General features: G+C 61.6%; 13 protein-coding genes. 12 read left to right on the top strand and 1 reads right to left on the bottom strand.

Translation table 11 applies throughout. The features are described from left to right. Window positions 1-25: 25 nt before the first annotated feature. On the bottom strand, window positions 26-1,450 hold the full coding sequence (locus BLW50_RS16165; RefSeq protein ID WP_090704391.1) for a M20 family metallopeptidase: 1,425 nt from the start codon (window positions 1,448-1,450) through the stop codon (window positions 26-28). A 122-nt stretch (window positions 1,451-1,572) separates the two neighbouring features. Between BLW50_RS16165 and BLW50_RS16160 the strand changes: the two genes are divergently transcribed. From BLW50_RS16160 to BLW50_RS16105, 12 genes are all read left to right on the top strand, one after another. After that, window positions 1,573-2,529: a LysR family transcriptional regulator gene (locus BLW50_RS16160; RefSeq protein ID WP_090704389.1), complete on the top strand. Its 957-nt coding sequence runs from the start codon at window positions 1,573-1,575 to the stop codon at window positions 2,527-2,529. Between the two features lie 253 nt (window positions 2,530-2,782). After that, window positions 2,783-4,021: an ABC transporter substrate-binding protein gene (locus tag BLW50_RS16155; protein ID WP_170850191.1), complete on the top strand. Its 1,239-nt coding sequence runs from the start codon at window positions 2,783-2,785 to the stop codon at window positions 4,019-4,021. A 75-nt stretch (window positions 4,022-4,096) separates the two neighbouring features. Next, complete coding sequence (locus tag BLW50_RS16150; RefSeq protein WP_090704384.1) at window positions 4,097-5,038, top strand: branched-chain amino acid ABC transporter permease; 942 nt, start codon at window positions 4,097-4,099, stop codon at window positions 5,036-5,038. A 2-nt stretch (window positions 5,039-5,040) separates the two neighbouring features. Next, window positions 5,041-6,309, top strand: coding sequence for a branched-chain amino acid ABC transporter permease (locus BLW50_RS16145; protein WP_090704382.1), 1,269 nt, complete (start codon window positions 5,041-5,043; stop codon window positions 6,307-6,309). Further along, window positions 6,306-7,058 (top strand): ABC transporter ATP-binding protein, encoded by a 753-nt coding sequence (locus BLW50_RS16140; RefSeq protein ID WP_090704380.1) that lies wholly within the window; start codon window positions 6,306-6,308, stop codon window positions 7,056-7,058. The genes BLW50_RS16145 and BLW50_RS16140 overlap by 4 nt, the downstream gene beginning before the upstream one ends. Then, window positions 7,058-7,762, top strand: a complete 705-nt coding sequence (locus BLW50_RS16135) for an ABC transporter ATP-binding protein (RefSeq protein WP_090704378.1) — start codon at window positions 7,058-7,060, stop codon at window positions 7,760-7,762. Before BLW50_RS16140 ends, BLW50_RS16135 begins: the two co-directional genes overlap by 1 nt. Before the next feature lie 57 nt (window positions 7,763-7,819). Then, window positions 7,820-9,856 (top strand): 3-hydroxyacyl-CoA dehydrogenase NAD-binding domain-containing protein, encoded by a 2,037-nt coding sequence (locus BLW50_RS16130; protein WP_090709212.1) that lies wholly within the window; start codon window positions 7,820-7,822, stop codon window positions 9,854-9,856. A gap of 51 nt (window positions 9,857-9,907) precedes the next feature. Further along, window positions 9,908-10,669: an enoyl-CoA hydratase-related protein gene (locus tag BLW50_RS16125; protein WP_090704376.1), complete on the top strand. Its 762-nt coding sequence runs from the start codon at window positions 9,908-9,910 to the stop codon at window positions 10,667-10,669. Next, complete coding sequence (locus tag BLW50_RS16120) at window positions 10,669-11,442, top strand: alpha/beta fold hydrolase (protein WP_090704374.1); 774 nt, start codon at window positions 10,669-10,671, stop codon at window positions 11,440-11,442. The genes BLW50_RS16125 and BLW50_RS16120 overlap by 1 nt, the downstream gene beginning before the upstream one ends. Before the next feature lie 118 nt (window positions 11,443-11,560). After that, window positions 11,561-12,238: a glutathione S-transferase family protein gene (locus BLW50_RS16115; protein WP_090704371.1), complete on the top strand. Its 678-nt coding sequence runs from the start codon at window positions 11,561-11,563 to the stop codon at window positions 12,236-12,238. A 2-nt stretch (window positions 12,239-12,240) separates the two neighbouring features. Further along, a complete protein-coding gene (locus BLW50_RS16110; protein ID WP_090709210.1) occupies window positions 12,241-13,449 on the top strand; it encodes a CaiB/BaiF CoA transferase family protein in 1,209 nt (402 codons plus the stop codon). Beyond that, entirely contained in the window at window positions 13,446-14,057 is a 612-nt protein-coding gene (locus BLW50_RS16105; RefSeq protein ID WP_090704369.1) for a carboxymuconolactone decarboxylase family protein, read from the top strand. Before BLW50_RS16110 ends, BLW50_RS16105 begins: the two co-directional genes overlap by 4 nt. Window positions 14,058-14,079 lie beyond the last annotated feature (22 nt).

Below are 14,079 nucleotides of genomic sequence, written 5' to 3'. Positions count from 1 at the left end.
CTCGGGTCCCCGCCTGAGATATTTTCTATTGCGCCGACATGTCGATCGGCGGCCTGATGTCGTCTGGCATCGGGCTGCGGTAGCGCGCTTTGCCGGCCCGTTTGCCATGTTCGGCCTTCGCTTGTTTCACCAACTCGTTGTCGCGAAACAGTTCGATTGCCGTTGCCGCCATCACTTTGGCGGCATGAACCATGCCCTTATGCGCCGCAGGGCTCTTGCCTTGGGCGACCAGCTGCCAGGTGTGGAATTGCGTTCCCACAGCAAATGTCGCGCCAAACAGCTGCGCCGTGGGCACAACCCAGCTCACATCCGAAATGTCGCCAGACACCATCATTGGCGTTGAAGGAGCGATGCCCTTCGGGATAAGAATATCGCCGAGCGGCCGGCTCTCGTCGGGTTCAAGGCCATATTGCGCGCATGTATTGGCGATATCGGCCTCGTCGAGGGTCGCCTGTATCTCCTGGGCAAAGGCCATATCCGCCGCGTCGAATGCGGGGGCTCCGAGTTCATCGAGCTTGCGGCGCATCAGATCGTTGAGCGAGGGCGTGTGGATGAGATTGGCGACGCCGCTGATGAGATCGATCTGCACTTGTGTCTCCGTCATCAGCGCCGCGCCTTGCGCCACGGCTTTGACGCGCTCGATCAACGGCAACAGCTCGGAGAGGGAGCTGGCGCGGATGGCATAGCGGACCTTGGCGCGCCGCTGCACTACATTGGGCGCGACACCACCGCCATCGATCAGCGCATAGTGAATGCGCGCATCGCTCGGCATATGCTCGCGCATATAGTTCACGCCGACATTCATCAGCTCGACCGCATCAAGCGCGCTGCGGCCAAGATGCGGGGCCGCACCAGCATGGGAGGCGCGGCCGGTGAAGGTGAAATCAAAGCGCGCATTGGCGAGCCAGCTACGCGACATGACATCGGCGAAGCAGCCCGGATGCCAGGAAAGCGCGATATCGACATCGTCGAAGAGCCCGGCCTTCACCATGAAGACTTTCGCCGCGCCGCCTTCCTCAGCCGGGCAGCCATAGTAGCGTACCGTGCCGGGCAGGCCGTTCGCCGCCAGCCAATCTTTCACGGCGGTTGCTGCCAGCAGGGCGCCGGCGCCAAGCAGATTGTGGCCGCAGCCGTGACCTTTTTCTCCGGTGGCGAGCGGGGTTTGCCTGGCGACACCGGCCTTCTGGCTGAGATCGGGCAGAGCATCGAACTCGCCCAGAAAAGCGATGACAGGGCCGCCGCTGCCGGCTTCGCCCATGAGGGCTGTCGGTATGCCGGCGCAGCCTGGGCTGACGCGAAAGCCCTGGGCTTCCAGCTCCGCCACATGGGCCGCCGCCGACTTGACCTCCTCGAAGCAGATCTCGGGGGTGTCCCAAACTTGGTCGGAGAGAGCGGTCAGGCGCTCCTGCTTGTGGTCCACCAGGTTCCAGATCTCGGGAATATTTGTCATCGCCTGCGACACACCATTCTTTTTCAGATGGCGGATATTGAGGGGGCTGTTGAACTTGCAGACAAGTGAATTATGCTACGCCCAAATCAACCATTTGGTTAAGTTAGTGGCCGGAGAGTCCTTTGGATCATGTCAGCATTCGCGACCGGCTGAAGCTCAGGCAGCTGCGGCACGTTCTGGCCGTGTCGGAACTGGGTCGGTTGAATCTGGCCGCCGATCGGCTGCACATCAGCGAGGCCGCCGTTTCCAAATCGCTGGCTGAGGTGAACGCCATTCTGGGCGTGCCGGTCTTCCGGCGGGAGCGGACCCGCTGGGTGCCGACCGAGCCAGGCGTCCGGCTGATTGCCTTCGCCAGGCGCATCACTGCGGAATTCGATGCCTTCGACGGCGTCATGCAGGATTTGCGCAGCGGCGTGCAGGGGACGGTGGTGATCGGCCTTCACGTCGTCTCCGGCCAGTTGTTCATTGCCGAGACTCTTGCAAAAGCCAAACGCGATTATCCAGGCATCGTCATTCGCGTGGTCGAGGGCGTGCTGCCCGATCTTATCGATGATCTGCGCAACGGCACGGTTGATCTCGTCTTCGGACGTATCGGGCAAGTGGCGCTGGATCGGAGCTTTGGCAGCGTCGGCATTGTCAATGAACCGGTGCGTGTGGTGGCGAGCCCCAATCATCCGCTGAGCCGAAAGCGCAAGCTCACCTGGGCGGATATGATGCAAAGCGCTTGGATTCTACCTCTCGCGGGAACGCCGGCACGTGACGCGTTGGCTGATTATCTGTCGCGTCAAGGCTTCGATCTGCCCGCCAACAGGATCGATACAAAGTCTATTTCCCTCATATCGCAGTTGCTCAGTTCCGGATCCTTCGTGTCGATCGCACCGCAGTCCGTCGTTCAGCATTGGGCGGAACGTTTGTCCATGCACATCTTGCCACTGCCGCCGTTCCATGTCGGCACGCCGATCGGCCTGATCTGGTCGAAGGCCAATTTGCTGCCGGCCGCCGAGATCTTGAAGAACTATGTGCTCGAACATTTGGAGGCGGAGCGTCCGCGGGCTCCTACGCGTTCGAACGCGCGATAAGCTCGCCCGCTGATGTCAATCTGGCGATCGGCATCGCCTTGGCTTTGGGGCACGCGCGCGGCCACCCGCGGCCGTTTAGATTTCCGAAAAATGTAAAAAGTATATTATTGACATAAAGGCTCTCCCTTCCTAGTTTGCCGCCGCTTTTGCCGGGTATCGAGCAAGGCCTGCCCGGAATTCAAATTCCGGAGCACTGGCTAGCTGTCCGAAGAGGGGTTGGACTCGCCCCCGGCCTAACCAGTGGAGGATGTTGATGAAATCCATACGCCTGTTCGCATTGGCGGCCGTTTCTGCCCTGGCTCTGGGGGCTGGCGTGGCCAAGGCCGATCCGGTGAAGGTCGCCTATCTGACCCCGAAGACCGGCCCGCTGGCGTTCATCGGCGCCATGTATGAGCCGACCGTGGATTTCGTCGCCAAGCCGTTCAACGCCGCCGGCGGCTGGAACGGCAATCCGCTGCAAGTGACGCTCTATGACGACGCCGGCACCACCCAGGGTGCGGCCGATCGGTTCAAACAGGCCATTGCCGATGGCGCCCGGATTTTCATCGGTGCCGGCACCTCGCCCCTGGCGGCGCAAAATCTGGCCGACGTCCAGCGTTGGAACCAGCGCAATCCCGAAGACCCGGGCGTTCTGCTGATCGTTGGCGCCGAAGGCCTCAATTTCACAGGCAAGGATTGCAACTACTATTCGTTCCGCTTCACCACGACGCCCTACATCCGCCAGAACGCGCTGGCGAAGGTGATGAAGGAAAAGGGCACGCTGGGCGAGCGCATCTATTCCTTGCAGCCCGACTATACGATGGGCCGCGAGATGGAGGCCGCCTCCGACGAGAACGCCAAGACCTATGGTTATGAAGTGGTCGGCAAGGGCCGCCACGACGTTTTCAAGATCCGTGACTTCTCACCCTTCATCGAAAAGGCGCGCGCCACCAAGCCGGACACGGTTTTCACCGCCAGCAGCGGCAGCGATCTGTTGCTGATCCTGCAGGCGGCCTCGGCTTCGGGTTTGAAGACGAAGTTCGCCGGCATGTTCCTGGATGAGCCAGGTAATCTGGCGAGTGCTGGCGCCGCTGCGCTTGGTGGCCATGACGCGCAGATTTTCAATGCGGAAGCTGGTGGTGAAGCGGGCGAGGCCTATCGCGCTGCGTTCAACGCGGCGACCGGACGCGATCCGGTGGCCTTCATGAGCAATGGCCTCATCACCATGACCATGCTGGCCAATGCGGTGAAGTCGCTGCCGGCCGGCAGCAAGGTCAACGTCAAGCAGCTGATCACGGCGCTCGAAATCAACAAGGTCGAGTGGCCGATGGGCACGCTGTCGATGCGCGCGGAAGATCATCAGTTGCAGCTGCCGCTGGTCGTTTCGGTCGTCTCGAAGGATGCGCGGCACAAGCTCGATGGCACCGACATGGGCTTCCGGCCGGTGAAGCTGCTGAGCGCGGCGGAAACATCGACGCCCGTCAGCGCCGAATGCAAAATGGTACGCCCCTAAACGGAGCGTGAGCGAAACTGCTGACGGGTATCGTTGCGATACCCGTCAGCCTGAACGCTCCCGGAGCTTGAAAATATGGAAACGGTTGCTGTCGCGTTGCTGAACGGAGTGATCTACGGGCTCTTGCTCTTCATGATCAGTTCCGGGCTCACGCTCATCTTCGGCATGATGGGTATTCTGAACTTCGCCCATGCGTCGTTCTACATGCTGGGTGCCTATATTGCTTTCACGGCAGTCTCGGTTTCCGGTTTTTGGGGCGGCATTCTGATCGGCACGCTCGGGGTGGCGTTGATCGGCTTTATCTGCGAGCGCTATCTGTTGCGGCATGTGCGCTCGTTTGGCCATGTGCAGGAATTGCTGCTCACCTTCGGTCTGTTCTTTGCTTTTGAAGAGCTGGTGAAACTGTTCTTCGGGCCCTATGCCGTCGCTTATTCGGTGCCCGAAAGCCTGCGCTTCGCCGCTTTCTCAATCGGCGACGCTTCCTATCCCTTCTTCCGTGTGCTGATTGGCGCGACGGCCGTGGTGATGTTCGCGGCCATCTTCTGCCTGCTGCGCTTCACGCGTATCGGCCTCGTCGTGCGCGCCGCTGTCCTTAATCCCGATATGGTGCGGGCGCTGGGCTACAATGTCTCCGCCATTTTCTCCGGCATGTTCGCCGTTGGCGCTGGTCTCGCCGGGCTCGCCGGCGCCATGGGCGGCGCCTATTATACGACAAGCCCGAATATGGCGACCGAACTCGGCGTCATCGTTTTCGTCGTCGTCGTGGTCGGCGGCCTGGGCTCTGTCGCTGGCGCGCTGATCGCCTCGCTCTTGATCGGCATCCTGGTCAATGCGGTGGTCTATCTGGATGTGACTTTCGGCCAGATCCTGGCGACTCTGGGCCTCGTTTCGCAAAAGACCGCGAATGATCTTCTGGCTGTGCCGCTGTCCAGCTCGGCCGGCGTTCTGCCATTCCTGCTCATGCTGTTGGTGCTGATGTTCCGCCCGCAGGGCATTGCCGGCGACGATAGAGCATAGTCATGAAAAGTATCTCGTATATCGTTGTGGCCCTCTTGGCTGGCCTGCTGATCGCGCTGCCTTTCATCGGCGATCTCGGCAGTTTGAATCTGGCGATCAAGGTGATGATCGCGGCGATCTTCGCTCTCGGCTTTAATCTGCTGTGGGGCCAGGCGGGCCTGCCGTCCTTCGGCCACGCCGCCTATTACGGCATCGGCACCTTCGCGACGATCTATGCCATGCAGGCGATCGATCGGGGCGGCGTCTTCCCGACGCCGCTGCTGCCGCTTGTCGGTGCGGCCGCCGGATTCATCTTCGGCTTGGTGGCCGGCTGGTTCGCCACCATCCGCACCGGCGTCTATTTCGCCATGATCACCGTGGCGCTGGCTGAACTCGTCAGCGCCATCGCTGTGAAATGGGAAGGCCTGTTTGGCGGCGAGTCAGGGCTGCGCTCGATCCGCTCAGACTGGGGCCCCTTCATCTTTCAGAGCACCACGTCGGTCTATTATCTGACGCTGGTCTGGGCGATCCTGGTCATGCTGTTTCTGTATTGGATACAGGGCAGCCCCTTCGGCCTCATCGTGCGCGGCATTCGCGAGCGCGAACTGCGCGTGAAGTTTCTGGGCTATGACGCGCGCAAGGCCAAGACGCTGGTCTTCGCCTTGTCGGCGGCGGTGTCGGGACTGGCGGGCGCGCTGCTGGCGATCTCCGATGAATCAGCCAATATGGTGCTGTTTCAAGGCGCCGGTTCGGCCTTCGTCGTTCTCAACACGGTCATCGGCGGCGCGAACGTGTTCTTCGGCCCGGTGATCGGTGCTGTACTCACCACCTGCTTTGGCTATTTCGGTTCGAACTTCTCGCATTTCTGGATGTTCTATCTCGGTGTCGCCTTCGTTGTCACCGTTCTGTTCGCGCCCGAAGGCATCGGCGGCGCCATTGTCGAGCGTGTCCGCCAAGTGCGGACGGGCGATAGAGCCCCGTTGAACCTGTCGGATATCGTGCATCTGGCGGCTCTGCTGCTCGCTGTCGTCGGCCTGATCATTCTGGTTGAAGTGACGGGTACGATCTGTTCCGAGCAATATCGTGCCTCGATCGCATCGGGGCAGGGCGTGTGGCCGGCGGTGAAACTCATGGGCATTGCTTTCAATCCCCTGTCGCCGCTGACATGGATTGCGGGTGTCGGCGCATTGGGCATCGGCGCGTGGGTGTTGCTGAAGCAAGGGCGAGCAAAGCTGCCCGCCTTCCTGCGGTCCGATGCGGTTCAGGTCGTGGGTACGGGAGAGGCGAAATGAGCGACATCACCCTGAGCCTGTCATCCGTCGCCAAGAGCTTCGGCATCGTCCGCGTTCTGGAAGCGATCGATCTTGACATCGCGCGCGGCGAGCGCCACGCCCTGATCGGTCCCAATGGCGCCGGCAAGTCGACGCTGTTCAACCTGATCTCCGGCGCCTTCGCGCCGACGTCCGGGACGATCAAGCTGAATGGCGCGGCCATTGGTGGCCTCGTGCCGCACCGGATCAACCGGGCTGGTCTTGGCCGCTCCTTTCAGATCACCCATGTGTTCGACAAGCTGACGGTGCGCGAGAACATCATGCTGAGCGTCATGGGGCGCTTCGGCAAGCGCTGGAGCTTGCTGCGTCGTGGCCCGGTCTGGGGTGAAATCGCCCGCGAGACCGACGCCATCCTCGAAGGCGCTTATCTCACGGCGCGGGCGCACAAGCGCGCCGGCGATCTGGCCTATTCGGAGCAGCGCGCCGTGGAGATCTGTATGACAGTCGGCACGGGAGCGGAACTGATTCTGCTCGATGAGCCCACCGCCGGCATGTCGCGGGAGGAAACCGAACATGTCATCGCCTTCATCCGTCGCATGACCGAAGGCCGCACTCTGGTGATGGTCGAACATGACATGGACGTCGTCTTCAATCTCGCCGATCGCGTTTCGGTTCTGGTGAATGGGCGCATTTTGATGACCGGCACACCGGCCGAGATCCGCTCCGACGCCCGCGTCAAGGAAGCCTATCTGGGCGAGGGAGCGCACTGATGCTCGACATCGCAAATCTTCACGCCGCCTATGGCCATATCAAAGTCTTGAATGGCGTCACCTTCCAGGTGCCGGCCGGATCGATCGCCACCATCCTGGGACGCAACGGCTCCGGCCGTTCGTCGACCTGCAAGGCGGTGATGGGGCTTCTGCCGCCCTCTCGCGGCACGGTCAAACTCAAAGGGCGCGATCTAGCTGGCATGCCGGCGCATCAGATCGCCCATGCCGGCGTTGGCTATGTGCCCGAAGACCGGCAGATTTTTCGCAACCTGACGGTCGATGAGAATATGACCATCGGTGCCAAAGCCGGCGTGTCACCGCGCCCGGCCTGGACGCGGGATGAACTTTACGACGTGTTTCCGCGTTTGCGCGAACGGCGCAACATCAAGGCCGGCTTCCTTTCTGGCGGCGAGCAGCAGATGCTCACCCTGTTCCGCTCGCTGCTCGGCAACCCGGATGTCATGCTCATCGACGAGCCGACGGAAGGCTTGGCGCCGAAAGTGATCGATGCTCTGGCGGAAGCTATTTTGGAAATGAAGCGGCGCGGCCTCGCCATTCTGCTTCTGGAGCAGAAGCTCTCCATGGTGATGCGGCTGACCGATAAGGTTTTTGTCATGGGACGCGGCGAGATTGTCTTCAGCGGCTCCGTTGCTGAATTCCAGGACGACGATGTCGTGCGCAGCACGTGGTTGGAAGTGAGCTGAAAAAGCCGCCGGTTCTTTCAGCTGTTCGTGATTCATTACTCGTTTGAAGGTCAAGCCGTGATCACCTGGGTTCAGACTGAAGGCATCGCCGTCGTCACGATCGACAATCCGCCGGTCAATGCCGGCTCGCATGCCGTGCGCCAAGGTCTGTTGCAGGCTTTCACCGACATCGCCGCCACTGCGGATATAGAAGGCGTGGTCCTGATCGGTGCTGGCAGAACCTTTATCGCCGGCTCCGACATCAAGGAATTCGGCGCGCCCTTGAGCGAACCGCAGCTGCCGACGGTCATTGCTGCGATCGAGGCTTTGCCGATCCCGGTCGCGGCGGCCATCCATGGCGCGGCGCTGGGCGGTGGCTATGAGCTGACGCTGGGATGCGATCTGCGCGTCGCCGATCGCAAGGCCGTGGTCGGCCTGCCGGAAGTTGGTCTCGGCATGTTTCCAGGCGCTGGCGGAACCCAGCGTCTGCCGCGCCTGACAGGTGTCGCCAAGGCGATTGAAGTGATTTGCGAGGCGCGCCGCGTGCCGGCAGGCGAAGCCTTGAAGCTCGGCATGATCGACGCGGTCAGCGACGGCGATCTGCTGCAGGATACGATCGCCGCGTTGCGCAAGCTCGGTCGCAAGCGCCGCCTCGGCGAAGAGCCTGTGCCGCCGTTTGATACCGCGCAAGTGAAGGATGTCGCCAGAAAGGCTATCGCCAAAGCTAAGGGCCGTCCGGCGGCTGTTCAGGCGGCCGATCTTGTTCTGATGTCGTCGGAAAAAGCTTTCGGTGAAGCGCTGGCGATCGCGCGGGCGGCCTTTCAGGAAATCCGTGTGTCGCCGGAAGCCTTCGCGATCCGGCATCTGTTCTTCGCCGAGCGCAAGGCGAGCAAGATCGACACTGTGGCGGAGACCACCTTCGCTCTCGAACGTCTCGCCGTTATCGGCGCCGGCACCATGGGCGCCGGCATTGCCTATGCCTTGCTGAATGCGGGTTTCGCGGTGACCGTGGTGGAACAGGGGCAGGACGCGCTGGCAGCTGGCAAAACGCGTCTCGACGGGTTGCTATCGGCTGATCTTGAGCGCAAGCGTCTGACGGCTGAGCGCGCGGAGCAACTGCGTGGCCAGCTCGCTTTTGCCGATGATATTGCGGCTGTGGCATCGGCTGATCTGGTGATCGAAGCGGTTTTCGAGGATATGGCGGTCAAGAAGCAATTGCTTGAGCGCCTCGGTGCGATCGTCGAGCCAGACGCCATCATCGCGACCAACACGTCTTATCTCGACGTCGATGCGTTGGCCGAGGTCCTGCCACGGCCGGACCGTTTCCTGGGACTGCATTTTTTCAGCCCGGCGCACATCATGAAATTGCTGGAAGTGGTGCGCGGCAAGGCCACCAGCCCTGCAACCTTGGCGATCGGCCTGGCATTGGCCAAGCGGCTTGGCAAACAGGCTGTCGTCGCCGGCAATGCCCATGGCTTCATCGGCAACCGCATCTACAACGCCTATCGCCGGCACTCCGAATTTTTGATTCAGGATGGCGCAACGCCGGAAGCGGTCGACCGCGCTCTGACGGCCTTTGGCATGGCAATGGGGCCTTTCGCCGTCACCGATCTATCCGGCCTCGATATCGCCTATCGCATGCGCAAGGCCACGGCGGCTTCGCGCGATCCGAAGGCGCGCTATGTCGATATCGCCGATCGCCTCTGCGAAGCCGGGCGTATTGGTCGCAAGAGCGGCGCCGGTTATTACCAATATGTTGACGGCAAACAGGCTTCCGATCCACTGGTTTCAGAGATTATCGCTGCATCACGCGCCGAGGTTGGCATCGCGCCGCGCGCCATTGACGATGACGAGATCCGCGCCCGCTGCCTGGGCGCCATTGTCAACGAAGCGGCCTTGCTGCTAGCCGAAGGCGTGGCGCAACGGGCTTCCGATATCGATGTCACCCTCGTGCATGGCTACGGCTTTCCGCGTTGGACGGGCGGCCCGCTGTGGTGGGCCGCGCATCTGCCGCAAGACGTGCTAGCTGATGCTTTGGTGAAGACGGCGAAAGCCGAAGGTGCGACATTCCGTGCGGGCGATGTCGCCTCCGCGCTCAAACAGCTGACGCCTTGAACGGGTCGAGCTGAAACAGAATTGCCGAGACAGAATTAAGGAGATTGCGTGATGGCGCTGATCATCGACAAAAAAGACAAGGTGGCCACGGTGACGATCGACCGGGCGCCGGTGAATGCCATCACTCTGGCGATCTATGAAGAGATCGCCGAAACCTTCGAGGCCTCCGCCAGCTGGAACGATATCAATTGCATCGTCTTCACCGCCGTGGGCCAAAAAGCCTTCTGCGCTGGGCTCGATCTCAATGAATTTCTCGCCGCGACGGTCGAGGAGGATCCGGCGCGGGCGAAGATCATCCGCCGCTGTTTCAGCGCTGTGCGTCACGCGGCGGTGCCGGTGATCGCCGCCGTCAACGGGCCGGCGCTGGGCGCAGGCTGCGTGCTGGCTTCCGTCTGCGATGTCCGCATCGCCTCTGAGAACGCCACCTTCGGCATGCCGGAAATCAATGTCGGGCGTTGCGGCGGCGCTGCCCATATGGGCCGCCATCTGCCGCAAGGCCTGCTGCGCAAAATGTATTTCACCGGCCGGCCGATCGATGCGCGCGAAGCATGGCGGATCGGCTTCGTCCAGGATGTCGTTCCTTTCGAAGATCTTGCCCGCACGGCGCAGGAGCTTGCCGCCATTGTTGCCGCCAAGGCGCCGATAGGCCTGCGGATGGCGAAAGAGGCTTTGAACAAGGTCGAGTTCATGCAGACCGAAGAGGGCTATGAACTGGAGCAGGGCTACTCCACCAAACTGATGGCGACGGAAGATGCGCGCGAGGCGACGCGGGCTGTGGTTGAAAAGCGCGCGCCGGTTTGGGTGGGACGCTAATGTTGAATCATCTTATCGAACGGGCCGCGCCCGAACATGGCGGCGATCAAGCCCCCTGGATCATCTTCAGCAATTCGCTGATGACGGACCTGAGCCTTTGGGACGAACAGGTTGCTGTGCTCCGTGGTCGCTTCAACATCCTGCGCTATGATCAGCGGGGCCATGGCGCCTCGCCTGTGCCAGGCGAAGCGCAGACGATCCCGGTGCTGGCCGATGACGTGATCGCGCTTCTCGATCGCTGCAAGGTCGCGACCTGCACCTATGTCGGTCTCTCCATGGGTGTTCCGACCGGCCTGGCCGCCTATCGCAAAGCGCCCGCGCGCTTCGAGCGGTTGATCCTGGTCGACGGGCAGGCGAACAGCACAGCGGCGAGCAAGGCCGCATGGGATGAGCGCATTACCTTTGCGCGCGCCAATGGCATGATGGCCATGGCGGATCAGACCGTGCGCCGTTGGCTCCGGCCGGAGCGCGTGGAGCAGCCGCTCAGTGAACGCCTGCACGCGATGATTGCCGCCACGCCGTTGGAAGGCTTCGCCGCCTGCGCCTCGGCCCTGCAAAATTATGATGAAGTCGCGGTGCTCGCTCAGATCAAGGTGCCGACCCTGCTCATCGTTGGTCGAGAGGACGGCGCGATGCCGGCGACCATGCACGCTATGGCGGCCGCTATTCCCGGCGCGAAGATCCAGGAGATCGCCGATGCTGGCCATCTCCCCAATTACGAGCGCCCTGCCGCGTTTAACGAAATTCTGACGTCATTTCTTGAGGTTAGGTGATATCTAACTTAAAAATCATAAACATAACTTATTGACTAATGGACGGTGCTGTTCTTACTGTGCCCATGGTTCGCCAAATGGGTCGCCCATATGGTTTGCCAACAAGGATGCGTCGGCTTTGAAACTCTATTGGTCTCCGAAATCGCCTTTCGTGCGCAAGGTCATGATCCTGCTCCATGAGCTGGGGATCGTCGACCAGGTCGCGCTCGTGCGAACCGTGGCGACGCCGCGTGGGACGCCCAATCCGGTCATCCTCGCCGAGAATCCGCTTGGCAAGATTCCGGTGCTGTTTGTCGAGGGTCTGCCGCCGCTGTTTGATTCCGCAGTCATCGCCGAATATCTCGCTGGGCTTGTGCCCGAAGGCGCGCGCATGCTGCCGGCGGCCGGGCCGGCACGGTTTGCGCAATTGCGCTGGCAGGCTTTGGGCGACGGCCTCTGCGACAATCTCCTGCTGTGGCGGATTGAGCGCCAAGGCGCGGCGGGCGGCGATGGCGAGACCATGCTGTCCTATCGGGCCAAGGTGATAGCCGCGCTAAAAGTGCTCGAAGCCGAGGCGCCGCAGCTCACCGCCTCTTTCGGTGTCGGGCAGATCGCTATTCTCTGCGCTTTGGGCCAACTTGATTTTCGTTATACGAATTGCGGCTGGCGCGCCGGGCATCCCGCTCTTGCGCAATGGGAAGCTACGGCGTCCGCGCGGCCTTCGCTGCAGGCCGTGCCGATCGTCAACGATCAGGAGGCCGATGCAGGCCCCGACATGCAGTTGAATTTTTTACAGCTAAATCTTCTGGAGAATTGATCTTGGCGGGACCGCTGTCACACGTAAGAGTGCTCGATCTGAGCCGCATCATGGCGGGGCCGTGGTCGGGTCAGATTCTAGCTGACCTGGGCGCCGATGTCATCAAGGTCGAGCGCACCGGCGAGGGCGACGACACCCGTCGCTGGGGCCCGCCCTATCTCAAAGCCGTCGATGGCAGCCCGACGCAGGAGTCCGGCTATTATCTCTCGGTCAATCGCGGCAAGCGCTCGGTCGAGGTCGACATTTCGACACCCGCAGGCCAGGAGGTCATCCGCGCGCTGGCGAAGACGTCCGACATTCTGCTTGAGAATTTCAAGTCCGGCACGCTGGCGCGCTATGGCCTTGGCTATGACGATCTGAAGGCGGTCAATCCGGGCCTCATCTATTGCTCGATCACTGGCTTTGGCACCACAGGCCCGAAGCAGGCCGATGTCGCTTATGACTTCATGATCCAGGCCATGGGCGGCCTGATGAGCGTTACCGGCGAGCGCGATGGTGTTGCCGGTGGTGGTCCGCAGAAGGTCGGCGTACCGATCGTCGACATCATGACCGGCATGTATGCGACCATCGCGGTGCTCGCGGCCTTCGCGCGGCGCAGCCAAACCGGTGTTGGCGATTTCGTCGATATCGCCATGCTCGATGTTTCGGTGGCGATGCTCGCCAATCAGGCGATGAACTATCAGGTGTCCGGCAAGACACCGATCCGTCGCGGCAACAAACATCCCAACATTCAGCCGCAGGATGTCTTTCCGGTCGCCGATGGTCATATCGTTCTGGCGGTTGGCAATGATGAACAGTTCCGCCGCTTCAGCGATGTCCTCGGCTGCCCGGAATGGGCCGATGATCCGCGCTTTTCCGCCAATGCGGCGCGCGTCACTCATCTCGATGTCCTGCATCCGATGATCTGCGAACGTTTCGCCACCCAGCCGTTGCAGCATTGGTTGGATCGCCTGGGCGCAGCGAAAGTGCCCTGCGGGCCGATCAACACTATACCGATGGTGTTCGAGGAGCCGCAGGTGAAACATCGCGAGATGTTGCGCCACCTGCCGCATCCTCTTGCCGGAAAAGTGCCTTCGGTCGTCAGCCCGATGCGCTTTACGAATGCACCTCTCGCCTTTGAAAAGGCGCCGCCGCTGCTCGGGCAGCACACAGTTGAAATTCTGAACGAGCTTGGTCTCGCGACAAAAGTGGATGAAGTGGGCCGCGCATGAAAACGGGAGCAAGAATATCTCTGCCTGACACCGACGGCATGAACGATGCGCAGCGCCGGGTGTTCGATGGCATTGTGAACGGCAAGAGGGGCGAATTGGTTGGCCCGCTTCGCGCCGCCTTGCACAATCCGGAACTGGCGGAGCGTTGGAGCAAGCTGGGCGAGAGCCTGCGCTTTCAAACGCGGATTCCACCGCGCCTGAGCGAGCTTGCCGTGTTGATGACGGCGCGGGCGTTGAATAGCGATTTGGAATGGGGCGTGCATCGCCGCGCCGCCGAAACCCATGGGTTGGAGACGGAGATCATCGAGGCGCTGCGCGACGGTCGCGTGCCGCCCTTTCAAGATGCGGCCGATCGGGAAATCTATCGCTTCGTGAGCGAGCTGCTGGCGCGGGCCTATGTGGAAGACAAGGCCTATGCGGCGGTCGTTGCGCGCTGGGGCGACGGTGGCGTCATGGAGCTGACCGCGCTAGTTGGCTATTACTGCATGGTGGCGATGACGCTGAATGTTCATCGCATCCCCCTGCCGCAGGGTGTCGCCGCCGAATTGCTCCCCGCGCCGGGTCAATTTCCGAAGGGCTTTACCGCTCTGCCGCCGTTGGTGGAGTAAGCGCTGGGAAAAAGCAGCCGGG

Origin of the sequence: Beijerinckia sp. 28-YEA-48 (genome assembly GCF_900104955.1) — a bacterium.
Classification (GTDB): domain Bacteria; phylum Pseudomonadota; class Alphaproteobacteria; order Rhizobiales; family Beijerinckiaceae; genus Terripilifer.
This window is presented reverse-complemented; position numbering and strand designations above follow the sequence as displayed.

What these genes read in the sequence shown, in the direction of transcription:
- BLW50_RS16165 (WP_090704391.1), bottom strand. Translation starts at nt 1,450, where the DNA reads ATGACAAATATTCCCGAGATCTGGAACCTGGTGGACCACAAGCAGGAG.
- BLW50_RS16155 (WP_170850191.1), top strand. Translation starts at nt 2,783, where the DNA reads ATGAAATCCATACGCCTGTTCGCATTGGCGGCCGTTTCTGCCCTGGCT.
- BLW50_RS16150 (WP_090704384.1), top strand. Translation starts at nt 4,097, where the DNA reads ATGGAAACGGTTGCTGTCGCGTTGCTGAACGGAGTGATCTACGGGCTC.
- BLW50_RS16145 (WP_090704382.1), top strand. Translation starts at nt 5,041, where the DNA reads ATGAAAAGTATCTCGTATATCGTTGTGGCCCTCTTGGCTGGCCTGCTG.
- BLW50_RS16140 (WP_090704380.1), top strand. Translation starts at nt 6,306, where the DNA reads ATGAGCGACATCACCCTGAGCCTGTCATCCGTCGCCAAGAGCTTCGGC.
- BLW50_RS16135 (WP_090704378.1), top strand. Translation starts at nt 7,058, where the DNA reads ATGCTCGACATCGCAAATCTTCACGCCGCCTATGGCCATATCAAAGTC.
- BLW50_RS16125 (WP_090704376.1), top strand. Translation starts at nt 9,908, where the DNA reads ATGGCGCTGATCATCGACAAAAAAGACAAGGTGGCCACGGTGACGATC.
- BLW50_RS16120 (WP_090704374.1), top strand. Translation starts at nt 10,669, where the DNA reads ATGTTGAATCATCTTATCGAACGGGCCGCGCCCGAACATGGCGGCGAT.
- BLW50_RS16105 (WP_090704369.1), top strand. Translation starts at nt 13,446, where the DNA reads ATGAAAACGGGAGCAAGAATATCTCTGCCTGACACCGACGGCATGAAC.